This is a genomic window from Polynucleobacter necessarius, from assembly GCF_900095205.1.
Lineage (GTDB): Bacteria > Pseudomonadota > Gammaproteobacteria > Burkholderiales > Burkholderiaceae > Polynucleobacter > Polynucleobacter necessarius_E.
Genome location: NZ_LT606951.1, coordinates 480121 through 502267, shown reverse-complemented (window position 1 = coordinate 502267; position 22147 = coordinate 480121). Strand labels below are relative to the sequence as shown.

Sequence of the window (22147 nt, the reverse complement as noted above, 5' to 3'; positions counted from 1 at the left end):
ACCTAACTCTGATCTTGAAAGCTGTCTGTCAGAGATCATGCGTTTTGAATCATTTGCTTGATAGCTATTAGGCATGTAAGCAATTTTTCAACGTAAAACTCACGACTTTCTGGAGGAACAACAATCGGATCTGCAGTGAGGTAATCCATATAGGGAGCGCCTAAGGTTCCAGGAAACCCCAGAAAATTTACTTGTATTGGCGCAGGATAGAGAGCAAATACATTGGGACGCGCTGCACCAAAATATCCATTTAAATTAATCAAAATATCAATATTAAGTTTTTTGATCAAGCCTGCTACAGCCTGATCAGGCATCAGGCTTATATCAATCATTTCTTTAAAAGCCTTTTCCATCCCACTTCGTAGCACTCCCTGATCATTCCATCCGTTATCTAAAGCATAAATTTCAAATTCTTCATTGTCATGAGATTCGTATACACCAGTTATTAATACTGAAGTAGCCTGATCTCTAAATTCTCCACATAAATAAGCCACTCTTATTTTTTCACTACGCGGTCTATGCATATCGGAGTGATCTTTATTCATAGGATAGCGTTCATTAGCGAAAATTTTTGCCGCTAACAAAAGATCGCCTTCAGAGCATGAGATTCCCTGAAAGCCAAATGGCTCAACCACTTTTACACCATTTCTTAATTCTCTTTGAATGTGTTGATAAAGACCTTCAGGGTCTACCCAATCGCAAATCAACATCTTGTAATGCAGAATAATTCCAAGTAAAAATGGCTCTGTAGGTCTAAGTTTATAGGCCATGACATAAGCGTTCAAAGCTTCTTCATAGCGCTTTAATTCTCCAAAAATTTTTCCCTTATTAAACCAACCTTCCATCAAGTCTGGCTTAAGTGTGACGGCCTTTTCATAACAGACTAAAGCCTCTTCTCTTTTTCTAAGGTTATCCAGGCTTCTACCGTAATTAAGCCAAATATCTTGATTGGTAGGATCCAGATTGGCTGCCTGCTGATGATGCTCCAGAGCTTCCGCATTTCTTTGCAATGAAGAGAAGGCTTTCTTTTGCCAAATTAAAGTGCAACAATGCATCCTGAGGAGTCAGGAGGAGGCAATCTTGAAAAAATTGGAGAGCCCCTCATTGGGGCGCCCCTGCATGCCACATACCACCCCCATCAGATGCATAGCATCAGGATGATTAGGCGTGGACTGAATGATCCCCCTTAAAAGAGACTCCGCCCTTGGCAGATCATGTGCTTGCAAAGCAACCAAGACTTGTGTGAGCATGCTGAATTCTTCAGGTTTAAATTGTCAATTTTAGGATCATTTCAGACGTAATCGCCATAGCGAGGTTAACTCCCGTGATCTTGCGAAATGGAGTGGGTCATTAACATCAAATACTTTCTGATGCTCTGGTTTTGTATCGTGGCGGCCAACCACTATGAGCCCAGCTTCTTCAACCCACGCTAACAATTCTTCTCGACTCCGTAAACCAAGATATTCCGCAAGATCCGACAAAATAAGCCACCCTTCGCCATCTGGGAGAAGATGGCTCTTTAAGTCATGCAAAAAACCTTTCAGCATTCGGCTATCTGGGTCATATATGGCATGCTCTAGTGATGAACTTGGTCTGGCTGGTATCCACGGTGGATTACAAACAATTAACGCTGCTTTACCCTCTGGAAATAAATTCTTCTTTTGTATTTCAATGTAGTCAGCCAAATTCAAACAAGTGATATTTTCTTGCGCACAGGCAATCGCACGATCATCTAAATCAGTCGCAATAATTTCTTGAATCCTCGCATTGCTAATACCACTGCTAATGCTCCGGTTCCCGTACCTACATCAAATGCAACCGAGTATTGCTTTATTGCTGCTGGAAGTGGCGTCCTTAAGACGAGCTCGACATATTCACCGCGAATTGGTGAGAACACTCCATAATGAGGATATATACGAATCTCCTCATTATCCCTAGCTAGAATAGGCACGCCTTTCTTGCGCCACTCATGGGCACTAATCACACCAAGCAATTCACAAGGAGATAACGTAGGATTCAGACTGCACGCCATAGGCCTCTAGACAAGCCTGGGCCACGTCAGGAGCGCGTCTTAAAGAGATACTATGGTCAAGCGTTGATTGGAATCAACACCATCCCCAAGATACGGGCACGCTGCGATTGAGCAAGGCGATGAAGATTGAATGTGTCAAATGGACTCCTGGATTTTTCTTTTGCAACTCTATCGGCTCTCGTGGATTTCTTGGAGGGCTTATCTACTCTGCGCACTAAGGCCTGTAAGAGTTGCCGTGCATTCTGAAAGTCGCCCTTATAAAGCATTGCAGTGCCTTCACAAGCTAGGCGATAAGCAATATCCGCAGTCAGAGCATCGTCAACGAGCTGAATCTTTTTATGAGATGCAATACCATTTTCAGAATGCCAATTAGCACTGTGGACTTGATCACCATCCTTCCATTGAAGGGTTGTTGATTGATTCACCTAGGAAACCACAAAACGATTATTTTGATAATCATCAATTGCTTGTTCAATCTCAGCACGCGTATTCATAACAAAAGGGCCATATTGAACGATGGGTTCGTGAAGAGGTAAAGCTACTAGAACAATAAATTGTGCACCGGTAGGCCCTGCTTTCGCCTTTAGGCGATCACCATCGCCAAGAACAATGGCAGCCTGTTTTGGAACCGACTGCATAGGGCCACCAATTTCCAATTCACCCTCGTAAACATAAACAAATGCATTAAGCTCTTTTGTAATGCGGTGATCAAACTCTCCATCAGCTGGCAAGTAGACATCCAAAAAATAATGGTGCAGTAATAATACCTTGAATTGGGCCTTGAATTTCATTGCCATTTTGGCTGTATGTGGCCCGCGATCACCTTAACCGAACCGCCATTTTCTAAAACAATCTTGGGAATATCTTCTACTTGGATATCTTTATAACCCGCAGCCTTCATCTTTTCCTTGGCAGGCAGATTAATCCACAGTTGAAAGCCGCGCATAGCACCGCTCACCTGCTGAGGCATCTCAGAATGAATAATGCCGCGCCCTGCCGTCGTCCATTGTACGCCACCGGTCTTTAGATGCCCTTGGTTACCTAAATGGTCTTCATGCAACATGTGCCCCTCCAGCATGTAGGTCACCGTCTCAAAACCCCGATGTGGATGAGCTGGAAAACCTGCTACATAGTCATTCGGGTCATTAGAAGAAAATTCGTCCAACATTAAAGAAGGATCTAACCTAACTTGATTCTGCCCGCCTAGGACTGCGACGCAACTTTACGCCTGCGCCATCAGAAGTGGCGATACCAGGAATAATCGTTTGGATATTGCGGATCATATTGGTGGAAATCTTATCCCTTTAGGCTGGAGGGTGCTCTTCAGGATGAACATCCAATGCAATTAAAAAACGGGACACCATGTTGTAAGCGGCAATCACCGTCACTAACTCTACCGTATCAGTACTTCCCAAAGCCTTTTGCAAACGCTTCATTAACTCTGGATCTACTTTGATATTGCGCGTCATTTGAAGGGTGAGTTCAGCATCATCATTCTCTACTGGGGAATACAAGTCTTTTGGAAAATTTGACTGCCCGATCAAGCGTAAGCCTTGTACCTGCTCTTCAGAGCCGCCCGCCTTTTTAAAGGGAGGGGCATAGTGAAAGAATTCGTACTCGGCACCATTCAATACTGCAACCCCGCACATGGCTAACTCACGTAGTTTTGGATCCAAAGAAAGATTGTTTCGAATCTCTCCAATGAAATGGTTCCAACCCTCTGTAATCGGAACGCTATGCAAAAGCATACGATCTAAATTAATGAACTGACCACCACGTCTCTCACGTATAGCGGCTACTAATTCTGCTGGCTCAGCCAAATCCATTGGCTGATACGGAATTAAACGTTCTGACATAGATGCCTTTTATAAATGCTTCTTACTAAGCGGTTTCTTTAATGTTGTTTTCAATGAAGAACTTGCCCCAGATCCCAATTTGCTTACCAATAAAGTCTTGAGCGGCAGCAGGAGTTCCACCAACAATTTGGATGCCTTGCGCTTTAAACTTTTCAGCTACTGCTGGTGATTTCAAAGCTTTATTCAAAGCCTTGTTCATAGAATCCACGATCGCTGGAGGAGTTTTGCCTGGGGCCAATACCGCCACCAGGCTGGAGCACTAAAGCCCGGAAAAGCCACTCTCAGAAATCGTTGGCACATTAGGCAGTGAAGGTGAACGCTTAGCGGTAGTGATCACCAAAGGAATAACGCCACCGCTATCAATATGAGGCTTCACCAAAAATTCTGAACCGACTGCCAATTCAACTTGACCCCCCAGAGCATCTTGCATCAAAGGGCCTCCACCGCGATAAGGGATATATATGGTTCCAATCAAAGCCAGCTTGTTTTGCCAGGCGAGCCATTGCTAAGTGGCCCAAACTACCAATACCAATCGAACCATAACTATTTACCCGTCTTAGAGAGATCGACTAACTGCTTAAAACTAGTAATACCAGATTTCTTACTGGCAACCAAAACCATTGGTGATGTACCAACCAAAATCACAGGCGCGATATCTTTAATAGAGTCATAGGGAAGCTTATCTTTTAGGCTGGGATTCACGCCATATGGGTATCAAAGACGACTGCAAAGGTGTAGCCATCAGGATCGGATCGGGTCATTGCTGAAGTGCCTATCACACCGGAAGCGCCACCAACGTTTTCAACAATCACGTTTTGCTTTAACTCAGCCTGTAATGCGGGAGCTAAAACCCATGCGACTTGATCAACTGAGCCACCCGGCGAAAATACTGCTATCAGGCGAATAGATTTTTGGGTAGGCTAAGTCCCAGTTCCTGCTATTTGTGCCAGCACAAACCCACTTAGCCCTAAGGCCAAAAATATGCCTAATATGATGTTTTTAAAGGCTCTTTTGGCCGATTTTGTTAAGTCCAACATGGGGTTGTCTCCTATCAATAAAACCTCAAGGTTAACACCCCCGCAGCCTATTTGCTCGATAATGCGGTTGTAGCCAAGTGAGAGAAAAATGAAGTCGATCCTGAATATTGCCGCCTATTTATTTGTCAGCCTAGATGACTTACCGGTGTTACGCGCCAAGATGCTAGATGAATGTCATGCTCGCCAACTCAAAGGCACCATCCTATTGACTGGCGAAGGTATCAATATGTTCTTAGCAGGTAAAACGGATGAACTGCGCGGATTTTTAGATTGGTTGCGCACAGACCCTCGGTTTGCACCACTCACCGCAAAAGAGAGTTGGTCAGAAGATCAGCCTTTCAAAAAAATGTTGATTAAGCTGAAAAATGAAATCATCCGCATGAATCACCCAGCCATTCGCCCAGAAGAAGGTCGCGCAAATTTCATTAGTCCTAAGAAATTACAAGAATGGTTGGATCGTGGAACTGATGATCTTGGTCGTCAGGTCGTCATGATAGATATTCGCAACGCGTTTGAAGTTGACTATGGCACATTTGAGAATGCTTTGCATTTCAATATCGAAAAATTCACTGAGTTTCCTGCGGCAATTTCTGCGCACAAAGAAGAACTAGTAGATAAAACACTGGTTAGTTTCTGCACTGGTGGTATTCGCTGCGAAAAATCTGGTCTTTACATGCGTGAGATTGGTATGGAGCACAGCTACCAACTTGAGGGTGGAATACTAAAATATTTTGAAGAGGTTGGTTCTGCGCATTATCAAGGTAGCTGCTTTGTCTTTGATGAGCGTGAGGCGCTAGAACCCAATCTCGACTCAATACCAGTGGAGCGCTCCATTCGGAAAAAGCTTAAAGCCAGCATGACCTAAGAGTTTGGGGGTCATCAATAGTAGAAGTACTAAGCTGTAAAAATAACAAATAACAATAAATCGGACTCGAGACATGTCTAAATCTACTCATCGGCAAAAGCCGATTTTTTTACCATTCTTTCTGTTTATATTTTTGGGATTGATAGCCCACTTCAATGTGCAGGCACAAAGCACTGCTCCAACGTATCCGGTTAAGCCCATCAAACTGATAGCGCCAGTGGCCGCTGGAGGTGGTTTAGATAATATTGCGCGTGCGGTTGCAGAAAAGCTTTCTCGCTCGATCGGTCAAACAGTCGTTGTAGAAAATATGGGTGGCGGTGTGGCGGTGCCATTGCCTCTCAAGCAACTGCTAAAGCGCCGGCTGATGGCTACACCCTCATGATTGCCTATGTGGGTACTCATGGAACCAATCCTGCGGTACGTAAATTACCTTATGACGCCATCAAGGATTTCACGCCAATTGGGATGATTGGAGCAACACCTAACGTCCTCATCATTAATCCTGATTTACCAATTAAGAACTTTAAAGAGTTTGTGGATTACGCAAAAAAGAACCCAGCTAAGTTAAGTTATGGCTCAGCTGGTCCTGGCACCCTTACCCACCTTGGCATGGAGCAACTCAAGTTAGCCGCTGGAATATTTATGGTGCATGTTCCCTATCGCGGTGTAGGTCCTGCATATACCAATCTATTGGCGGGCCAAACCCAAGCCATGTTCCCCACTCTGTTTGCCGCACTTCCCTACATCAATACCAACCGAGTGCGTGGCTTAGGAATCACTGGATCTAAGCGTAGTTCGGCCGCACCCAATATTCCGACCTTTAAAGAATTGGGTTACAACGGATTTGATGGCCAGCAATGGTATGGTTTAGTAGGTCCTGCTAACTTACCGCCAGCTATCGTAGCAAAACTCAATGCAGAATTAAATAAGGTTCTCGCTTTGCCAGACTTCTCAGAAAAGATGACGAGCGAAGCAATGACATTAATGCCCATGACACCCGCTCAATTTACTAATTACATCAAAGAAGATATTGCACGCTGGGCAAAAGTTGCCAAAGATCGCAATATTGAAATTGAATAAATTGTTCATTATTTATCCATCTACAAATTAACGACATCAATCATAGGAAATCTAATATGTCACACGCCATTGCCGCTGCAGCCGATCTAAATGCCCCGTCAGTTACTAAAATTTTGGCAGAGTTTGTTAATACGCACCCAAGTCAAGGCTGGACACCAGAAGTGGAGCACGAAGCACATCGCACTTTTTTAAATTGGCTTGGTTGCGCTATCGGCGCTGCTAATCATGAAAGCGTTGAATCTTCATTAGCCGCTATTCGTGAATTTCAACCAGCACCACAGGCAAGTATCTTGGGTCGCAAAGACAAAGTAGACATGGGCGGTGCTGCTTTGATTAATGGCATTAGCTCGCATACCTTTGACTTTGATGACACTCATCTCAAAACCGTAATCCATCCAGCTGGTCCTATTGCCTCAGCCATTCTCGCTCTTGGCGAACATATGAACGCAAATGGTCGTCAAATGATTGATTCTTTAATTCTCGGAATTGATGTCGCATGCCGAGTAGGCAACGCGATGTACCCAGACCATTACCATCGCGGCTGGCACATCACAGGATCTACTGGCATGCTTGGTTCTGTTGCTGCATGCTCTCGCTTAATGGGTCTTGATCTTCAAAAAACAACGATGGCTTTGGGTATTGCAGCGTCTCAACCTGTAGGTATGCGCGAACAATTCGGCGCTATGACAAATCCATTTCATCCAGGTGGCGCAGCACGCGCAGGACAACACTTTCAGCGCTACTAGCAAAGCATGGCTTTACAGCAAGCCCTAAAGCGCTAGAAGCTGGTCGCGGTTATATGCAAACCGTTTCACAACAAAGTGTGATTGGACCGAGATCGACCGAGCCCTTGGAAAGTCTTTTGAGATATCCCTCAACACATACAAGCCCTTTGCTTGTGGCATCGTAATCCATCCAGCTATTGATGCTTGTGCACAATTACGCGCCCAAGGAGTCAAAACAGAAGATGTCGAACGCATTGAATTACGTGTACATCCATTGGTATTGGAATTAACTGGCAAGAAAACTCCTAAGGATAGACTCGAAGGGAAGTTCAGCGTTTATCACGGCTGTGCCGTAGGTTTAATGTTTGGCCAAGCCGGTGAAGGGGAATATGCTGACGATATCGTGAACCGCCCTGACGTTGTTGCTTTGCGCGCTAAAGTGAATGCAACCACTGAGACACCTCTATTAGCGAAGCTTCCGTGGATGTCAAAGCCTATTTAAAGGACGGCAAAGAAGTTCATATTTTCGTGAAGAATGCAATTGGCTCTGTAGAAAACCCAATGAGCGATGCCAACTTAGAACAACAGTTCACCAGCTTAGCTGAACCAATTATTGGCGCTAAAAAACTCGTCAACTCATTTCAGCTCTTTGGAAACTGGGGCAAGCACCCGACCTCAAACAAATTCTAAGCCTTTGCACTCCTGACTAATCTTTACTGAAAGCTTTCCCTTTATGGCCTCATTACCTAACATCGTTGTGCTTGGAGATTACGAACGTGCGCTGCGTAGATTTTCCGATTGGGATAAGTTAGACTAACAAGCGAATCTCACCATACATCATGAGCCCTTGCGAGATGAGGCCCTCTATATGAGGCTGTAAAGGATGCCGATGCTATAGCCATCGTCAGGGATCGATCTCCGTTTAACGAGGCGATGATCGCTCGCTTACCTAAACTCAAGTTTTTAATGTTTACTGGTGAACGCAACGGCACCCTGGAAGCATCTGCTTTAGTTTCCAGAAATATTCCGATGGCGTGCACGCCCGGTGGACCCTCTAAAGAAACTACCGCAGAACTCACATGGGCTTTGATTCTAGGTGCGTCTAAACGAATCATAGAAGAAAACAAACTCATCTCCTCTGGAGGTTGGCGAGATGCAATGTCTCTATTGCCGATGCTCTCTGGTGAGCGCTTGGGGATTATGGGTCTTGGTGCCATAGGGAGCCGAGTTGGCGCGCGTTGGAGCCGCATTTGGCATGGAAGTAGTAGCTTGGAGCCCACGCATGACCCCAGAACGTGCTGCTGCTGAAAACGCTACAGCGTGTTAGCCTAGAAGAGCTTCTCAAAACCTCCAAAGTTGTCACCATGCACTTAGTGGCTGGGCCAGAAACAAAAGGATTAATCAGCGCAGATCAATTAGCCCTCATGCGTCCTGACTCTATCCTAGTCAACACTTCACGAGCTGCACTCATTAACATGCCCGATCTTCAGAAAGATCTTGCCGAAGGTAGACCTGGGCAAGCCGCAGTCGATGTCTTTGATATTGAACCACTCCCTGAAAATGACGCCCTGCGCAATACTCCAAACTTATTAGTCACACCTCATCTTGGGTTTATCGCCGAACCCATTTTTGAAACTTTCTCAAAAGGTATTACAGAGACTTTGGAAGCGTGGCTAGAAAACAGACCTTTGCCACACCCTTTTAAACCTCAATAATTTTTTGCACCAAACTGCATCCGTGAATAACCTGACACCTACACAACTGTTTATTAGCTTTAGCAAGATTGGAATGTCGGGTTTTGGTGGCGTACTTCCGTGAGCGAGAAGAACCTTAGTAGAGCGAGACAAAATCCTTAGCTCTGAAGAATTTAGCGCCATCCTCGGAATTTGCCAAATTGTTCCTGGGCCAAATATTGTGAACCTAGCAGTTTGTGTCGGCTCACGCTTTGCAGGAGCAAGGGGTGCTATTGCAGCAGTCCTTGGCCTAACACTCGGACCCATTGCCATTGTGTTGATATTGGCTATGCTCTATCAACACTACAGTTATCTAGATACAGTAAAAGGACTCTTACGAGGCATCCCTGTAGTAGGTGTGGGTCTCATTGCATCTACGGGTTTCAAGATGCTACGCGTTGAGTTCCGCTTTCCGCTAATGCTTCTGGTAGTTGCCATCACCTTTTGCGCTATAACGTACTTTCATCTTGGATTGAGGTGGGTAGTACTTGCAGTTTTACCATTAGCGCTTTTCTTAGCGCGCAAGAAAGCACTTCGTTAATGAGTATGCTTTTAAGCATCTTCCTTAAGCTATCAGCCTTTTCGCTAGTGGCGTTTGGTGGCGTAAATGCATTACTGCCAGAATTATTAAACTTAGCGGTCTATCAAGAGCGCTGGATTAATCTGCAAACATTCTCAGATTACTTTGCTATCGCTCAAGCAGCACCAGGACCTAACTTTATGACGGTCACTTTATTAGGCTGGCATATTTTTGGAGTATTAGGAGCATTTCTTGCAACGCTAGCCATAGCGTGGCCTTCCTCTATCCTTAGTTACTTCTTACAAAGACTTATCTTAGGCATCAAGGATCCGATCACCAAGAAGTCTATTCAATATGCCGCAGCTGCTTTAGCGATTGGCCTTGTACTTGCTTCAGCATGGCAAATTGCCATTCAAATTAATCACAGCGCAACCGCCTATGTCTTGACCCTAGCTACTATCGGCTTTACATTGTTTACACGTTGGCACCCGCTTTGTCTCATTGCAATTGGAGGTTTATTGGGTGCACTCGGAATCATCTAATCGCCTTACGGAGCACCACAAAATACATATGCGACTTTTTCAAAACTTCTCCATTTGCTTAATCAGCCTGCTATTCATATTTAGCAACGGATCTTTAGCGCAAAGCAACTACCAAATAAGCCCATTAATTTCATCGTGCCATACGGTGCCGGGGGCAGCGCTGATTCTAGAAGTCGGCAAATTACTCAAAAGATGAGTGTCATTCTTAAACAACCCATCGTTGTCGATAACAAACCTGGGGCAGGCGGCAATATATTGGTACAGAAGCCATTGTTCGAGCTGCGCCAGATGGATACACCATCGGCATGGGTAACTTTGCACCAATGGCTGTTAATAAAACTCTCTTTGGTAATTTGCGCTATGACCCCGAGACAGATCTCACTCCAATCATATTGATTGAAAAAGGTCCTCTAGTTTTAGTAGTCAACCCCAATTCCCCATATAAGAATGTTCAAGATATTGTTGCAGCAGCAAAAGCAAAGCCAGGGGTATTAACTTTTTCTTCAGGAGGGATCGGGGGCAGCCATCAACTTTCTGCCGAACTTTTTGAGCTAAATGCAGGCATCCAAATGATTCATGTTCCTTATAAGAGTGGGTCTGCCGCCTTAACCGATCTCATAGCTGGCAATGTGGATCTCATGTTTGATCAGATGTACTCTGCAGCACCAAGCATTAAGGCTGATAAAATTCGCCCTCTGGCTATTACCAGCAAGAAGCGCTCGCCTTTATTGCCTAATGTGCCGAGCTTTGTAGAGCTAGGTTACCCAAAAGTTGAAGTCCTCAAATTGGCAAGGCTTGATTGCGCCTAAAGCGATTATTGATAAATTAAATACGGCTGCCACAATGAGGCTCTCAAAGATCTCTCAATTGAGAGAGCTGATGCTGTCACAGGGTAATGAGATTGGTGGAGGAAGTCCCTCTGAATTTGCCGCTCTCATTAAATCTGAAGCGGCCAAATGGAGTGGTGTTGTAAAAACAGCGAACATTAAACCAGAATAAAGAAATAGATACAGAATGACATTAGGGGCTTAGAGCCCCTAATTTTATTTGAGCGCTTGGTAGTAAGTCAGAATACCCAAGAAAGTGAGCGCAAGTGAGCCGATGAGGTGCAACAACGCTGTACCTAAGGCCCAAGTAAGCTCCCCCCCCTTTTGTATTAGGTTTACTACTTCAGCAGAGAAACTTGAGAAGGTGGTTAAGCCTCCGAGAAAACCTGTGATGACAAAGAGCCTCCACTCGGGAGAGAAGTTGGGATTGTTACTAAAGAAGGCAATTGCGATTCCAATCAGATAGCCACCCACTAAAAAGGTTCCCATTGGGACAACTGAAGCGATACCGACAGTTAAAAAATTAAATCCAGCTCTCAGCAAGGCGCCCAAGCCTGCGCCAAAGAAAATAGCAAAGATAGATACCCACATAGTCTGCTCTTTATTGAATGGAAAAACCCAGCATGCTAATTGAACTCATCTCAATTCCATCGACAAAAATTTTGGCATGTTCCCCCTCTTGCTGTAAAGCTAGGGTATATAAAGCAGGCCAGTAGTGTTCTGCAGTTGGTATCGAAAGATAGGCGGCGTCACCATAGCGCTCCCAATCAATTACAAGATCATGATGATTTACATGGATTTCAGAAGCAAAAAACTCATTGAAGTCTTTTGCCTAAGGATATGGCTCTGCGCCATCTTGCCAATGAATAGTACGCAAGTTATGAACAATATTGCCACTAGAAAGAATCAAAATATTTTCATCTCGCAAAGGACGAAGTTGTTTAGCTAACTCGTAGTGTTCACGAGCAGACATTGATCCATCCAAACTTAATTGCACTACAGGTACATCAGCATTGGGATACATATACTTCAGAACCGACCAAGCGCCATGATCAATGCCCCATTCATTTTCTTCGAGCACCACGGGAACGCGCCTCAACAACTCTTAAACGCGATCAGCCAAAGCAGGACTTCCTGGCGCTGGATATTAAATATCAAATAAGGCCTGGGGGAAACCACCAAAATCGTGAATAGTTTTTGGTTTTGCCATTGCAGTAACCCAAGTTCCTCGAGTTACCCAATGCGCAGAAATCACCAAGATAGCGTCAGGACGCTTTAATGATTTTCCGAGAGCCGACCCCCCAAGCCTCAGTGTAGCGGTTGGGCTCTATGGCATACATCGGACTGCCATGGCCAGCGAATACTGCAGGTTGGCGTGGCTAGTCATTAATACCGATTAACCGAATACGTAACCTGTATGTGCCGCAACCAATGCAAACAAAATAGCCAAGCTAGTAGCGGCTGCTAACATCACAATCAACGTAATGATCTTTTTGTTGATCTCTTCTTTAGATTCGTTATGCCATTCGTTCATGCTAAATCCTCTGTAAACACATTAATCAATAGTATAATTATCCACTATCGCCCGCGACCCCGGCCCTTACGGATCATGCCTTTTCCCTCGCCAAAGCCTGCCTGAGGCCTTCCTGCTGGGCCAGAAGGCCCTTTTGGGACGGGTGGACGTGCTGGCGGCTTCGCTACTACCGCTTTTACTGGAGTTTTTGAATCGGGTTTCTTTTCGTCTGTCACTTTGAGCTCCTATGGATATCATATTGCCATGATTGCTGACTATTCTATCCAAGCCGTCGCCATTAATGCGATTCCCTTGATTTTTGCCATCACCATCCACGAAGCAGCCCATGGATATGCGGCCCGCAAATCTGGGGATAACACCGCCTATATGCTCGGTCGGGTCAGCCTAAACCCTGCCAAACACATCGATCCCGTGGGAACAATCTTGATTCCTCTAGTCTTATTGCTCACTGGGTCCCCTTTTTTAGTGGGATATGCCAAGCCAGTACCGGTGAATTTTGAACGCCTCAGAAACCCTAGGATTGACTCCATTTGGGTCGCCTTAGCGGGTCCGGGTTCTAACTTCGTCCAGGCCTTAATCTGGCTCATCCTCTTAATCGTGCTTGTGGGTCTGGGAGTGAATGAGAAGTTTTTAATCTCGATGTCTCAAGCAGGAATTACCTGGAATCTGGGTTTATTGGTATTCAACCTCTTTCCACTTCCTCCATTAGATGGCGGCCGAGTTCTTTCAAGCTTGTTGCCAGCTCGTCAATCAATAGCGCTTGGACGACTCGAGCCATGGGGATTCTTCATCGTCCTTGGCCTGGTATTTACCGGAATAATTGGCAGCCTCTGGATGACGCCTCTAATGAGCTTCTTTGAATGGCTCATCCTATTATTGACTACCCCCCTGAGAATGATTTTTTAACCAAAAATAACGAATCTGGGATATGCTGAATCAACTCAGCACACCTGATTAACGGAGAACCATCATGAAACTACAAAAATTAATCCTTGCAACTACCGCATCCGTTTTGGCGATAGGTACAGGCGTTGCATTTGCACAATTTCAAAAACCGGAAGATGCAATTAAATATCGTCAAAGTGCTTTTACTGTAATGGCTAACTCATTTGGAAAAATTGGCGCCGTTGTCAAAGGCGAAGCACCTTACAATAAAGATGAGGTTGCCAAAAATGCCGCTGTCGTTGCCATGATTTCCACATTGCCTTGGCAAGCTTTTGGTCCTGGCACCAAAGGTGGCAAAGCTCAGGCAGACACTTGGTCCGATAACGCTAAGTTCAAAGCCGCTGCTGACAAGATGCAATTAGCTGTAGCCAATCTCAATACCGCAGCACAGTCTGGTGATCTCGAGAATATTAAGAAAGCTTTTGGCGCAGCAGGCGCAACCTGTAAAGGCTGCCATGACGACTTCAAGAAGAAGTAATTTATATTGTCTGTGCTTACTTACTGCTAAAGTAACCCACGGTCACCGCAATCACACTTAAGAGTAGCAGAGCAAAACTACGCTGCAGCACTCCATCCTTGGAGTCACGACTCAAATCAGTAGGCAAGTATTGGGCCTCCTCGCTTGAGGCGATTTCCTTATCGCCACTGATCATCGGCTTGATTAGATTTTCGCCCTTGAATTTCTTGTAATACCAAATCGCTCCAATATGAATAGCAATGAGGACGTAGATCACCACTTGATTACCTTCATGCATCTCCGATAAAAATGAGACTACCGTGCCAGACACATATTTCGCTAGCGGTCCCTGAAAAGCGATTTCGTCATCCACAAATAAACCTGTCGTTACTTGCACGCATAAAGCAAACAGCAATGCAAACACCGACAGCGCACCCAATGGGTTATGCCCAAGGACACGAGGTGATTTACCGCGGAGATAATTCAGAATTGCTTCTTGATTGGGAAAGAAAGAGGTAAATCGCGCATGTGTAGAGCCGACAAAGCCCCAGATGATTCTGAAGATCAATAAAGTCAAAACGCTGTAGCCAAAATAGGCGTGCCACTGAATGGCATTCCCACCAATATTGACGCTAATAAAACTTCCAATAATGCAAAGCACCAATAACCAGTGGAATAAACGGATTGGCAAATCCCAGACACGAATAATCTTCTTCATCCCTTAAGGATAATCCTCTTCTCCTCTAAAATGGATGGAATTCATGAATCCTGGCAAAGCTTTTAGAACCCTATTGCTCTATCGCATTGGCGCGACGCTGAGCTACCAAATTACGATGGTAGCGGTAGGCTGACATCTATATGAGATTACCAATAGCGTAGTTTCTCTTGGGTTGATTGGGCTTGCAGAACTGGTGCCCTACTTTGCGCTTGCTCTTTATTCCGGTCATGCAGTTGTGATCACTATTCTCGCAAGTGGATTGCTGCAATTGCCTGCCTCATTCATATTGCCGTAGCCTTATTTTTGACGGCGATTGCGCTAGACTGGCTTTCTCCCCCGGTACCACTGATCTTCACCGCAGTAGCCTTTATCGGCATTGGTCGTGCCTTATTGAGACTCTCTTATCAAGCGCTTTTCGGACAAATCATACCAAGGGATCAGCTACCCCGTTATACGACCTATGCTTCATCTGCCTTTCAAATTTGTGTCGTAGCGGGGCCAAGGCTTGGGCGGATTCATGATCGGCTTAGCAGGCCTAGAGTGGACCTACCTACTCGCTGCCTTATGTGGCGCAGTGGGTTTGGAATCACCTTCATTACTGCTGTACAAGAAAAAAGTAGCGGCTTACCAAATTACTTTCTGAAAAGTTTTTTAGAAGGCTTTCATTACGTCAAAAAACATGAACTAATTTTAGGGATCATGGCGCTTGATATGTTTGCCGTTCTCTTTGGGTGGTGCAGTAGCTATTCTTCCAGCCTTTGTTAAAGAAGTGCTTGATGCTGCTGGCCCTGAGACTCTGGGCATTTTGCGTGCCGCGCCTGCAGCAGGGGCGCTGTGATTACAGGCATTTATTTAGCTCGCCGCCCGATCCTGACTGATTCAGGCAAACATTTACTCATCTCAGTTGCTGGATTTGGCGTGACTATGATTGTCTTTGGAATCTCTAGTAATTTATGGCTCTGCGCTTTCTTTCTATTTGCATCCGGTTGTTTTGATTCTGTATCTGTCGTCATTCGTGGCAGCATCATGCAACTGACGACTCCAGATCATATGCGCGGCAGAATCAGCGCCATTAATGGCATCTTTATCGGCTCATCGAATGAATTAGGCGCTCTTGAATCCGGCATTGCAACTAGCTTAATGGGTCTAGTGCCGTCTATTGTCTTTGGCGGAATCGCGACGATTGCCGTCGTATTGATTACGCATCGTCTTGCTCCACACCTTAGCAAATTGCATTTAAAAGATATTTCTTAAATCTTGTCTGTTTTAAGGGGTTAACGCTTTACCCCTTTTGTCACTATTTAATTTCCGGCAAATCTTTCTGAATAATTTTTAGCCCTGCACGCAATGCTTCTTAGTAGCGCTCGCGTTCCGCTTTGATCGATTCAGCGGTCCAAGTAAAAAATCCTTCGCCAGTTTTCATACCAAATTTACCGCTAGCGATTCGATCACTTAGACATTTCGCTATCGTCGGTGAATTATTTAATGTAGGGTAAATAGTTGCGCCGCCAGCGCCGTGCACTTCTAAGCCAGCATGATCACGTTGCATTGCTGGACCGGCCGCTATATACCGAAAACCAAAACCAAAGCGCACCGCCTTATCAATATCTTCCGGCGTGCATATGCCCGCATCCACCATCGCAAAAGCCTCACGTGATAGTGCGTGCTGCAAGCGATTAGCCAGAAATCCAGGGAGATCTTTTTTAACGGTAACTGGCACCATGCCACATGCCGTCATCAGACGCGAAAGACTTTCACCAACCATCGGTGAAGTCTTTTCACCATAAACGACCTCTACACAAGGCACTAAATGGGCGGGCATGAAGAAATGCAAACCAATCATTCTGGCTGCTGTTTTTAAGCCGCTTGCAATCTGACTAATTGGGAAACTGGTACTGTTGCTAGCCAATACTGCTTCAGGTTTTGCATACCTCTCCAACTTCGCAAATAACTCTCGTTTGATATCTAAGCGCTCAGGAACGCACTCAATCACCAAATCAATGTCAGACCAATCTACTTCTTCGAGCGTGCCCGCAACACTGAGAAGATGAACACGGTGCTCATAACCGAGTTCGGCCATCGTATTGGCAAAATAATCTGGCAACAGCGCGCGTCGTTCTGTAGTTGGCTCGACCACCTGTACCGCACAGCCCCCTCGAGCACATACAGCCGCAACATCAGCACCCATAGTGCCGCCACCAACAATGACCACCTTCGTTTCGGCTGGGGTGAATAACATGAATTTCTCCTAAAGGGGTACGGACTTTTTCTTAAAAATCCTCATACAATGGGGTCATTATTCCAATAAAAAGGATAGTGAGACATGATCCCCGTCAATTCGGTGTTACAGGTCGGCCATTTCCCTGAAATTATGCAGGCGGAGATTGATCGCCGCCTTATGCCTACTCGCCATTTAGATATTCATGCAACCAGCTCCGACTGGTAATTTTCAGGCAATTTTGATTCGCTCCAACCTTAAACTTCCAGAAGAGCTCGTTAGACAAGTCCCAAGTGTTCGGATGATCGCTACTTGTGGAGTCGGCTACGACAATCTCCCTTTGGCTTACCTAAAAGAACAGGGCATTCAGGCTAGTAATACTCCAGGTGTTCTAAACGATGCCGTATGCGAGCTCGCTATAGGCATGATGCTCGCCCTATTGCGAAAACTCCCTGAGGCGCAGGAATACGTAAAAAGCACCGCTTGGTCAAGGCGCCCTTCAAGAGCTCACAACCACCTTGGCAGGAAAACGCGTTGGCGTCGTAGGTATGGGGCCGTATCGGGCAAGATCTCGCAAGACGTTTAAAACCCTTTAAGGTAGACATTGCCTATTCGGGACCTCATAAAAATCCTTACCCTACACCCACCATCAAAATGTTCAGAATTTAGCCAAGGCGTGTGATGTCATATTTTAGCATGCCCAGCTAACCCCGGAGACCAACAAACTAGTGAATAGTGAAGTTTTAGATGCATTAGGACCCACTGGTTATCTCATCAATATTGCACGAGGTAGCGTTGTAGATGAAAACGCCCTTTTAGATGCACTGCAACATAAAAAAATTGCTGGTGCAGGTTTAGATGTCTTTGAAAACGAACCCAATCTAAACCCCGCCTTTTTAGATCTTGATAATGTATTGTTAACACCCTATATTGGCAATGCTACCTCGGAAACACGGATAGTTATGACCAACTTAGCTGTAGATAATTTAGAAGCCTTCTTTAAACAACAACCACTTCCATCAGAAGTAAATAACTAAAACGGAGCCAGCATGACGATTTCTCTGCACCCTTCCACCTTACCTGCGGTGTTATCACCTGTACTCACACCATTTAAGGCAGATGGCAGCCCAGACGCTCCAAAACTTTTAAAACAATGTCAATGGTTAGAGGTTAACGGTATTGGCCAAGCAATCTTTGATACGAATTCTGAGGCAAACTCTATGTCTGCTCCACAAAAAATGAATACCTTAACGGCGTTAATTGAAGGTGGACTCAATCCAGAGCACATGATGCCTGGCACCGGCGCCACCTCTATTGATGCAACCGTTAATATGACTCGTCATGCCGTCAATCACAAATGTGCAGGCGCACTCATGTTGCCGCCTTTCTATTACAAGGATGTTTCTGATGATGGCTTATTTGCATATTTTTCTGAAGTCATTCAAAAAGTAGGCAGCGCTGCACTACAGATTTACATCTATAACATTCCACCAGTTACTAAAATTAATTTAAGCCTGTCATTACTTGAGCGCTTAACAAAAGAATATCCAAAGACTGTTGTGGGGATGAAAGATAGCTCTGGCGACTGGTCCTGCACCAAATCTGTTATTAAATTACTGGCGCCAGCAGGTTTCCGTGTTTATGCAGGTAGCGAAGTATTCTTAATGCGCGGCCCTGCGTGCTGGCGGTGTGGGCTGTATTTCAGCTACTGCCAATGTGAACCCAAAGGCTATCGCTGATCTTGCTGCACATTGGAGGGAATCCAATGCTGATGATCGTCAAGCAGGCTTAGATCAAGTACGTAGTGTTTTTGCAAAATATCAAATGATTGCCGGCATGAAAACAGCAGTCGCACATTACAGCAAAGATCCAGAATGGCTCAGAGCTCGCCCACCACTTATGCAGTTAAGTGCTGAGCAACAAGCTCAACTGCTCAGCGAGTTGCAGGCAATTAACTTCAGCATGCCTGGCCTGTAATATAAAAATAAATAGTCAATAGGAGACAACAATGAAACTACCGAAAGTCATTGCCTTATCACTGAGCCTTATTTGTGGAGGTGTGAGCGCGCAAAATATCTCAATAGCTACGGGCGGAACTGGTGGTGTTTACTACCCTATGGGTGGTGGACTGGCCTCTGTACTCTCTAGCAAAGTTCCCGGTATATCTGCAACAGCCGAAGTAACTGGTGGCTCAGTAGATAACTTAAATCTCATTGGCACAGGAAAGCCTTATGTGGGCTTTTCAATGGCTGATGCCGCTAAAAACGCTCAGGTTGGCGAAGGCAAGTTCACTGGCAAAAAAGTAGATTTACGCACTCTAGTTGTTCTTTATCCAAACCTCATGCATGTTGTAACAGTCGATTCCACTGGTATCAAAACCATGAAAGATTTAAAGGGTAAACGCGTTAGTACTGGAGCACCTGGTAGCGCAACGGAGGTAATGGCATTTCGCTTGCTAGAGGCAGCAGACCTAGATAAGGATAAGGACGTCAAGCGTGAACGACTCAGCGTAGCTGAATCAGTGAATGCAGTCAAAGATCGTAAGATAGATGCATTTTTCTGGGTGGGCGGCCTACCGACTGCAGCTGTAACCGACTTAGCGAACAGCCCAGGCATGAAAATTGTCATGGTGGATACATCCGATGAGGTGCCCATCATGAATAAGAAATATGGCAATTTATATTTCACAGCCGTCATTCCAAAAGCGATGTATAGCGGCATGGCAAAGGATAATAAGGTTGCTGCTGTTGCCAATATATTGGTTGTTAATGCCAATATGCCAGATGATCAAGCTTATAAGATTGTAAAAACCATGTTTGATAACAAGATCGATCTAGTTCGCACACATCAGGAATACATGAATGTCAGCCTCGAAAACCAAAAGGCAAAATCAACCCCAGTTGATTTCCATCCTGGCGCACTAAAGTACTTCAAAGAAAAGAACTTTAAAGTTAATTAAGCTTCAAATCAAATAAAGGGGTGAGTTAATCTCACCCCTTTAGCATTTAAGTGGTACATAAATATAAAAATAGAGGTTGAGACATGAATCAAAACGCTATCGATAACAAAACCCAAGAAAAATTAGACGCCTTCATTAAGCAGGAAGAAGGTGACTCTAACGACTACAAAGGTCTATTAGCTAAATTCATCACTCTAGTTGCAGTAGGCATGTCTTTATTTCATTTATATGCTGCTTACTTACTTGTCCCTACTCAGCAACTTCGTGTTATCCACGTAGCCTTAGTACTTTTTCTGGTTTTCTTAAGCTTTCCGATAGCAGCACGTTTTAAAAATCGTCTGATGTTTTGGGATGTACTCTTTGCCCTAGGTTCCGTGGGTATTGCTTATTACATTCTGACTGGTGGCGATGATTTCATGGACAGAAATACTGCGCCCAATCCTACTGATGTCATCATTGGCATTGGCTTAATCCTATTAATTCTCGAAAGCGTTCGCAGAACGAATGGCATGGTATTGGTTACGGTTACCGTCCTGTTCTTACTCTATGCCTTGTTTGGGAATTACTTACCAGCGCCTTGGACCCATAAAGGTTATGGCCTTGATCGTTTAGTGGGCTATATGTACATGACCCTTGAAGGAATTTATGGGACGGCTGTGGATGTCTCTGCAACCCTGATTATTCTGTTCACTATTTTTGGTGCCTTCCTGCAATTTACGGGCGCTGGTAAATTCTTTATTGATTTTTCTTTTGCAGCTATGGGCGGAAAATCCTCCGGAGTTGGCAGAACGATTGTGATGTCTTCGTTTCTACTAGGCGGCCCATCTGGTTCAGGCGTTGCTACAACAGTTACTGTTGGCTCGGTCGCAGCCCCAATGCTAGATAAAGTGGGTTACGAAAAAAATGCTGCTGGCGGACTATTAGCCGCAGGTGGATTAGGTGCCATCATTTCACCTCCAGTGCTAGGTGCGGCTGCTTTTTTGATTGCTGACTTTTTAAAGATCTCCTATTTAGATGTGTTATTGATGGCAACCATCCCAACGATTCTTTTTTATCTTGGCTTGTTTGTCATGGTAGAAATTGATGTTCGTAAATATGGCATGAAGAGCATTCAGTTCTCATCAGCTGAAACAGCGTGGCAACTCACAAAAAAATATTGGTTCCATTTTTTCTCCCTTATTTCTATTGTTGTATTTATGTTGATGGGATTCTCTCCTGTCATGTCGGTTTTTTGGGCAACCGTTGTTTCCGCCCTCTCGAGCATGCTCCGGGAAGATACCGCCATCATTCCTTGGGCATGGTTTAAAGGTAAAGAACCTCTCCTCGAAGGGCTTTACAACTCGAACCTGACAAAAGCTCTTGCCTCAGGGTCAACCGGTGCCTTGGCTATCGCAGCAACCTGTGCTGGAGCTGGCCTTATCGTAGGAACAGTCACATTAACCGGTCTTGGTCTGAAATTTAGCTCTATCGTGATTCAGTATGCAGGTGGCTCACTCTTACTCACGACTATCTTTACCGCGCTAGTTGTTTGGGTAGTTGGTCTTGCCGTTCCCGTTACTGCCTCATACATTATTTGCGCAGTAATTGCAGCGCCTGCACTCATCAATCTTGGTGTACCTGCTTTTGCTGCCCATATGTTCATCTTCTATTACGCAGTGCTCTCTGAAGTATCGCCACCGACAGCGCTCTCACCATTTGCTGCAGCAGCCATTTGCAAAGGCAATCCCTATAAGACTACTTTGCAAGCCTGGAAGTACGTTGCCCCGGCCATTTTGGCGCCATTTATGTTTGTTTTGAATAAGTCTGGGGTGAGCTTACTGCTCATGGGATCTACTACTGCATTAGAGCAGGCCGACTGGATGCAAATTGCCTGGGTTTCTTTTACAGCAGTGATTGGAATCATCTGTCTTGCGGGCGGTCTACAAGGCTGGTTTATTGAAAAAACGAAGCTCTATGAGCGCGTCATCATGGTGATATCCGGCGTTGCGCTGGCTTACCCGTCCACTGAAGCAGATTGGGTTGGATTTGTTGGTTTTGGATTGGTTCTCGTAATCCAAACTATCACTCATTTCAAACTCAACCCAAGAACTTCATAAAGG

30 protein-coding genes and 6 pseudogenes are annotated in these 22147 nt (G+C 45.0%); 21 read left to right on the top strand and 15 right to left on the bottom strand.

Annotation, left to right across the window (positions count from 1 at the left end; all coding sequences use genetic code 11):
• Positions 1 to 35 precede the first annotated feature (35 nt).
• The 8 genes and pseudogenes from DXE37_RS11160 to DXE37_RS13305 all read right to left on the bottom strand — a co-directional run bounded on the left by DXE37_RS11160 (position 36) and on the right by DXE37_RS13305 (position 4700).
• Positions 36 to 1055: an O-linked N-acetylglucosamine transferase family protein gene (locus DXE37_RS11160; protein ID WP_231970996.1), complete on the bottom strand. Its 1020-nt coding sequence runs from the start codon at positions 1053 to 1055 to the stop codon at positions 36 to 38.
• A gap of 9 nt (positions 1056 to 1064) precedes the next feature.
• Positions 1065 to 1250, bottom strand: a complete 186-nt coding sequence (locus tag DXE37_RS02740) for a tetratricopeptide repeat protein (RefSeq protein WP_114636500.1) — start codon at positions 1248 to 1250, stop codon at positions 1065 to 1067.
• A 36-nt stretch (positions 1251 to 1286) separates the two neighbouring features.
• Positions 1287 to 2457, bottom strand: a pseudogene (locus tag DXE37_RS02735) (methyltransferase).
• A pseudogene (locus tag DXE37_RS14215) lies at positions 2458 to 3315 on the bottom strand (pirin family protein).
• Positions 3316 to 3336: 21 nt separating this feature from the next.
• Positions 3337 to 3888 (bottom strand): carboxymuconolactone decarboxylase family protein, encoded by a 552-nt coding sequence (locus DXE37_RS02725; protein WP_114636499.1) that lies wholly within the window; start codon positions 3886 to 3888, stop codon positions 3337 to 3339.
• 25 nt (positions 3889 to 3913) lie between these two features.
• Positions 3914 to 4318 (bottom strand): annotated as a pseudogene (locus DXE37_RS13315) (tripartite tricarboxylate transporter substrate-binding protein).
• Positions 4319 to 4431: 113 nt separating this feature from the next.
• Positions 4432 to 4590, bottom strand: a complete 159-nt coding sequence (locus tag DXE37_RS13310) for a tripartite tricarboxylate transporter substrate-binding protein (protein ID WP_269460270.1) — start codon at positions 4588 to 4590, stop codon at positions 4432 to 4434.
• Positions 4587 to 4700: a tripartite tricarboxylate transporter substrate-binding protein gene (locus DXE37_RS13305; protein ID WP_269460269.1), complete on the bottom strand. Its 114-nt coding sequence runs from the start codon at positions 4698 to 4700 to the stop codon at positions 4587 to 4589. The genes DXE37_RS13310 and DXE37_RS13305 overlap by 4 nt, the downstream gene beginning before the upstream one ends.
• A gap of 313 nt (positions 4701 to 5013) precedes the next feature.
• Between DXE37_RS13305 and DXE37_RS02715 the strand changes: the two genes are divergently transcribed.
• The 4 genes and pseudogenes from DXE37_RS02715 (at position 5014) to DXE37_RS02705 (ending at position 8305) form a co-directional block, all read left to right on the top strand.
• A complete protein-coding gene (locus tag DXE37_RS02715; RefSeq protein WP_114636498.1) occupies positions 5014 to 5790 on the top strand; it encodes a sulfurtransferase in 777 nt (258 codons plus the stop codon).
• Between the two features lie 73 nt (positions 5791 to 5863).
• Complete coding sequence (locus DXE37_RS12185; protein ID WP_231970994.1) at positions 5864 to 6172, top strand: hypothetical protein; 309 nt, start codon at positions 5864 to 5866, stop codon at positions 6170 to 6172.
• Entirely contained in the window at positions 6169 to 6870 is a 702-nt protein-coding gene (locus tag DXE37_RS02710; RefSeq protein ID WP_231970987.1) for a Bug family tripartite tricarboxylate transporter substrate binding protein, read from the top strand. The genes DXE37_RS12185 and DXE37_RS02710 overlap by 4 nt, the downstream gene beginning before the upstream one ends.
• Positions 6871 to 6926: 56 nt before the next feature.
• Positions 6927 to 8305, top strand: a pseudogene (locus tag DXE37_RS02705) (MmgE/PrpD family protein).
• Between the two features lie 117 nt (positions 8306 to 8422).
• On the opposite strand, the gene DXE37_RS12180 reads toward DXE37_RS02705, so the two are convergent.
• Positions 8423 to 8728: a hypothetical protein gene (locus DXE37_RS12180; RefSeq protein ID WP_231971409.1), complete on the bottom strand. Its 306-nt coding sequence runs from the start codon at positions 8726 to 8728 to the stop codon at positions 8423 to 8425.
• On the opposite strand from DXE37_RS12180, the pseudogene DXE37_RS13300 reads away from it, so the two are divergent.
• The 5 genes and pseudogenes from DXE37_RS13300 to DXE37_RS12170 form a co-directional block, all read left to right on the top strand.
• Positions 8682 to 8777: pseudogene (locus DXE37_RS13300) on the top strand (hypothetical protein); the annotation flags it as partial. The gene DXE37_RS12180 and the pseudogene DXE37_RS13300 overlap by 47 nt on opposite strands.
• 113 nt (positions 8778 to 8890) lie before the next feature.
• A complete protein-coding gene (locus DXE37_RS13295) occupies positions 8891 to 9310 on the top strand; it encodes an NAD(P)-dependent oxidoreductase (protein ID WP_269460268.1) in 420 nt (139 codons plus the stop codon).
• Positions 9311 to 9428: 118 nt separating this feature from the next.
• A pseudogene (locus DXE37_RS02695) lies at positions 9429 to 9869 on the top strand (chromate transporter); the annotation flags it as partial.
• Positions 9869 to 10390: a chromate transporter gene (locus DXE37_RS02690; protein WP_114636497.1), complete on the top strand. Its 522-nt coding sequence runs from the start codon at positions 9869 to 9871 to the stop codon at positions 10388 to 10390. The pseudogene DXE37_RS02695 and the gene DXE37_RS02690, both read left to right, overlap by 1 nt.
• Before the next feature lie 305 nt (positions 10391 to 10695).
• Positions 10696 to 11199: a Bug family tripartite tricarboxylate transporter substrate binding protein gene (locus DXE37_RS12170; RefSeq protein ID WP_231970986.1), complete on the top strand. Its 504-nt coding sequence runs from the start codon at positions 10696 to 10698 to the stop codon at positions 11197 to 11199.
• Between the two features lie 234 nt (positions 11200 to 11433).
• Here the strand turns inward: DXE37_RS12170 and crcB are convergent, their stop codons facing one another.
• The 4 genes from crcB to DXE37_RS10705 form a co-directional block, all read right to left on the bottom strand.
• A complete protein-coding gene (gene crcB / locus DXE37_RS02680; RefSeq protein WP_114636496.1) occupies positions 11434 to 11808 on the bottom strand; it encodes a fluoride efflux transporter CrcB in 375 nt (124 codons plus the stop codon).
• Between the two features lie 241 nt (positions 11809 to 12049).
• Positions 12050 to 12301 carry a DODA-type extradiol aromatic ring-opening family dioxygenase gene (locus DXE37_RS12160; RefSeq protein WP_231970983.1) on the bottom strand — a complete coding sequence of 84 codons (252 nt, stop codon included), beginning with the start codon at positions 12299 to 12301 and terminating at the stop codon, positions 12050 to 12052.
• Between the two features lie 312 nt (positions 12302 to 12613).
• Entirely contained in the window at positions 12614 to 12751 is a 138-nt protein-coding gene (locus tag DXE37_RS10930) for a hypothetical protein (RefSeq protein WP_174221028.1), read from the bottom strand.
• 44 nt (positions 12752 to 12795) lie between these two features.
• Positions 12796 to 12966, bottom strand: coding sequence for a hypothetical protein (locus tag DXE37_RS10705; RefSeq protein ID WP_162786140.1), 171 nt, complete (start codon positions 12964 to 12966; stop codon positions 12796 to 12798).
• Positions 12967 to 12994: 28 nt separating this feature from the next.
• Here DXE37_RS10705 and DXE37_RS02670 point away from each other — a divergent pair, with 28 nt between their 5' ends.
• Both DXE37_RS02670 and DXE37_RS02665 read left to right on the top strand, forming a co-directional pair.
• Positions 12995 to 13657: a site-2 protease family protein gene (locus DXE37_RS02670; RefSeq protein ID WP_114637518.1), complete on the top strand. Its 663-nt coding sequence runs from the start codon at positions 12995 to 12997 to the stop codon at positions 13655 to 13657.
• A gap of 64 nt (positions 13658 to 13721) precedes the next feature.
• Entirely contained in the window at positions 13722 to 14174 is a 453-nt protein-coding gene (locus tag DXE37_RS02665; RefSeq protein WP_114636495.1) for a c-type cytochrome, read from the top strand.
• Positions 14175 to 14190: 16 nt separating this feature from the next.
• Here DXE37_RS02665 and DXE37_RS02660 read toward each other — a convergent pair whose 3' ends face one another.
• Positions 14191 to 14871, bottom strand: a complete 681-nt coding sequence (locus tag DXE37_RS02660; RefSeq protein ID WP_114636494.1) for a cytochrome b/b6 domain-containing protein — start codon at positions 14869 to 14871, stop codon at positions 14191 to 14193.
• 258 nt (positions 14872 to 15129) lie between these two features.
• Here DXE37_RS02660 and DXE37_RS14210 point away from each other — a divergent pair, with 258 nt between their 5' ends.
• Genes DXE37_RS14210 through DXE37_RS12150 form a run of 3 tightly spaced genes read left to right on the top strand, consistent with a single transcriptional unit; the run spans position 15130 to position 16125 of the window.
• Positions 15130 to 15636 carry an MFS transporter gene (locus tag DXE37_RS14210; protein ID WP_415067103.1) on the top strand — a complete coding sequence of 169 codons (507 nt, stop codon included), beginning with the start codon at positions 15130 to 15132 and terminating at the stop codon, positions 15634 to 15636.
• Positions 15587 to 15709, top strand: a complete 123-nt coding sequence (locus tag DXE37_RS13285; RefSeq protein ID WP_269460266.1) for a hypothetical protein — start codon at positions 15587 to 15589, stop codon at positions 15707 to 15709. The genes DXE37_RS14210 and DXE37_RS13285 overlap by 50 nt, the downstream gene beginning before the upstream one ends.
• Complete coding sequence (locus tag DXE37_RS12150; protein ID WP_231970981.1) at positions 15706 to 16125, top strand: MFS transporter; 420 nt, start codon at positions 15706 to 15708, stop codon at positions 16123 to 16125. The genes DXE37_RS13285 and DXE37_RS12150 overlap by 4 nt, the downstream gene beginning before the upstream one ends.
• A gap of 100 nt (positions 16126 to 16225) precedes the next feature.
• Here DXE37_RS12150 and DXE37_RS02650 read toward each other — a convergent pair whose 3' ends face one another.
• On the bottom strand, positions 16226 to 17110 hold the full coding sequence (locus DXE37_RS02650; RefSeq protein ID WP_114636493.1) for a 3-hydroxyacyl-CoA dehydrogenase family protein: 885 nt from the start codon (positions 17108 to 17110) through the stop codon (positions 16226 to 16228).
• Between the two features lie 84 nt (positions 17111 to 17194).
• Here DXE37_RS02650 and DXE37_RS13280 point away from each other — a divergent pair, with 84 nt between their 5' ends.
• From DXE37_RS13280 to DXE37_RS02630, 7 genes are all read left to right on the top strand, one after another.
• Positions 17195 to 17317, top strand: coding sequence for a hypothetical protein (locus DXE37_RS13280; RefSeq protein WP_269460265.1), 123 nt, complete (start codon positions 17195 to 17197; stop codon positions 17315 to 17317).
• The gene (locus tag DXE37_RS11155) at positions 17295 to 17675 is read left to right on the top strand and encodes a Rossmann-fold NAD(P)-binding domain-containing protein (protein ID WP_197713056.1); all 381 of its coding nucleotides are present in this window, start codon (positions 17295 to 17297) and stop codon (positions 17673 to 17675) included. Before DXE37_RS13280 ends, DXE37_RS11155 begins: the two co-directional genes overlap by 23 nt.
• Positions 17676 to 17817: 142 nt before the next feature.
• A complete protein-coding gene (locus tag DXE37_RS11150) occupies positions 17818 to 18126 on the top strand; it encodes an NAD(P)-dependent oxidoreductase (protein ID WP_197713055.1) in 309 nt (102 codons plus the stop codon).
• A gap of 12 nt (positions 18127 to 18138) precedes the next feature.
• Positions 18139 to 18828: a dihydrodipicolinate synthase family protein gene (locus tag DXE37_RS02640; RefSeq protein WP_269460264.1), complete on the top strand. Its 690-nt coding sequence runs from the start codon at positions 18139 to 18141 to the stop codon at positions 18826 to 18828.
• Positions 18806 to 19066 (top strand): hypothetical protein, encoded by a 261-nt coding sequence (locus tag DXE37_RS13275; RefSeq protein WP_269460263.1) that lies wholly within the window; start codon positions 18806 to 18808, stop codon positions 19064 to 19066. Before DXE37_RS02640 ends, DXE37_RS13275 begins: the two co-directional genes overlap by 23 nt.
• 31 nt (positions 19067 to 19097) lie before the next feature.
• Positions 19098 to 20048 carry a TAXI family TRAP transporter solute-binding subunit gene (locus tag DXE37_RS02635; RefSeq protein ID WP_114636492.1) on the top strand — a complete coding sequence of 317 codons (951 nt, stop codon included), beginning with the start codon at positions 19098 to 19100 and terminating at the stop codon, positions 20046 to 20048.
• A gap of 83 nt (positions 20049 to 20131) precedes the next feature.
• The gene (locus tag DXE37_RS02630) at positions 20132 to 22144 is read left to right on the top strand and encodes a TRAP transporter permease (protein ID WP_114636491.1); all 2013 of its coding nucleotides are present in this window, start codon (positions 20132 to 20134) and stop codon (positions 22142 to 22144) included.
• The last annotated feature ends 3 nt before the right edge of the window (positions 22145 to 22147 follow it).

What these genes read in the sequence shown, in the direction of transcription:
- DXE37_RS11160 (WP_231970996.1), bottom strand. Translation starts at nt 1,055, where the DNA reads ATGCATTGTTGCACTTTAATTTGGCAAAAGAAAGCCTTCTCTTCATTG.
- DXE37_RS02740 (WP_114636500.1), bottom strand. Translation starts at nt 1,250, where the DNA reads ATGCTCACACAAGTCTTGGTTGCTTTGCAAGCACATGATCTGCCAAGG.
- DXE37_RS02725 (WP_114636499.1), bottom strand. Translation starts at nt 3,888, where the DNA reads ATGTCAGAACGTTTAATTCCGTATCAGCCAATGGATTTGGCTGAGCCA.
- DXE37_RS02715 (WP_114636498.1), top strand. Translation starts at nt 5,014, where the DNA reads ATGAAGTCGATCCTGAATATTGCCGCCTATTTATTTGTCAGCCTAGAT.
- DXE37_RS12185 (WP_231970994.1), top strand. Translation starts at nt 5,864, where the DNA reads ATGTCTAAATCTACTCATCGGCAAAAGCCGATTTTTTTACCATTCTTT.
- DXE37_RS02710 (WP_231970987.1), top strand. Translation starts at nt 6,169, where the DNA reads ATGATTGCCTATGTGGGTACTCATGGAACCAATCCTGCGGTACGTAAA.
- DXE37_RS12180 (WP_231971409.1), bottom strand. Translation starts at nt 8,728, where the DNA reads ATGAGTTTGTTTTCTTCTATGATTCGTTTAGACGCACCTAGAATCAAA.
- DXE37_RS02690 (WP_114636497.1), top strand. Translation starts at nt 9,869, where the DNA reads ATGAGTATGCTTTTAAGCATCTTCCTTAAGCTATCAGCCTTTTCGCTA.
- DXE37_RS12170 (WP_231970986.1), top strand. Translation starts at nt 10,696, where the DNA reads ATGGGTAACTTTGCACCAATGGCTGTTAATAAAACTCTCTTTGGTAAT.
- crcB (WP_114636496.1), bottom strand. Translation starts at nt 11,808, where the DNA reads ATGTGGGTATCTATCTTTGCTATTTTCTTTGGCGCAGGCTTGGGCGCC.
- DXE37_RS10930 (WP_174221028.1), bottom strand. Translation starts at nt 12,751, where the DNA reads ATGAACGAATGGCATAACGAATCTAAAGAAGAGATCAACAAAAAGATC.
- DXE37_RS02670 (WP_114637518.1), top strand. Translation starts at nt 12,995, where the DNA reads ATGATTGCTGACTATTCTATCCAAGCCGTCGCCATTAATGCGATTCCC.
- DXE37_RS02665 (WP_114636495.1), top strand. Translation starts at nt 13,722, where the DNA reads ATGAAACTACAAAAATTAATCCTTGCAACTACCGCATCCGTTTTGGCG.
- DXE37_RS02660 (WP_114636494.1), bottom strand. Translation starts at nt 14,871, where the DNA reads ATGAAGAAGATTATTCGTGTCTGGGATTTGCCAATCCGTTTATTCCAC.
- DXE37_RS02650 (WP_114636493.1), bottom strand. Translation starts at nt 17,110, where the DNA reads ATGTTATTCACCCCAGCCGAAACGAAGGTGGTCATTGTTGGTGGCGGC.
- DXE37_RS13280 (WP_269460265.1), top strand. Translation starts at nt 17,195, where the DNA reads ATGATCCCCGTCAATTCGGTGTTACAGGTCGGCCATTTCCCTGAAATT.
- DXE37_RS11155 (WP_197713056.1), top strand. Translation starts at nt 17,295, where the DNA reads ATGCAACCAGCTCCGACTGGTAATTTTCAGGCAATTTTGATTCGCTCC.
- DXE37_RS02640 (WP_269460264.1), top strand. Translation starts at nt 18,139, where the DNA reads ATGACGATTTCTCTGCACCCTTCCACCTTACCTGCGGTGTTATCACCT.
- DXE37_RS02635 (WP_114636492.1), top strand. Translation starts at nt 19,098, where the DNA reads ATGAAACTACCGAAAGTCATTGCCTTATCACTGAGCCTTATTTGTGGA.
- DXE37_RS02630 (WP_114636491.1), top strand. Translation starts at nt 20,132, where the DNA reads ATGAATCAAAACGCTATCGATAACAAAACCCAAGAAAAATTAGACGCC.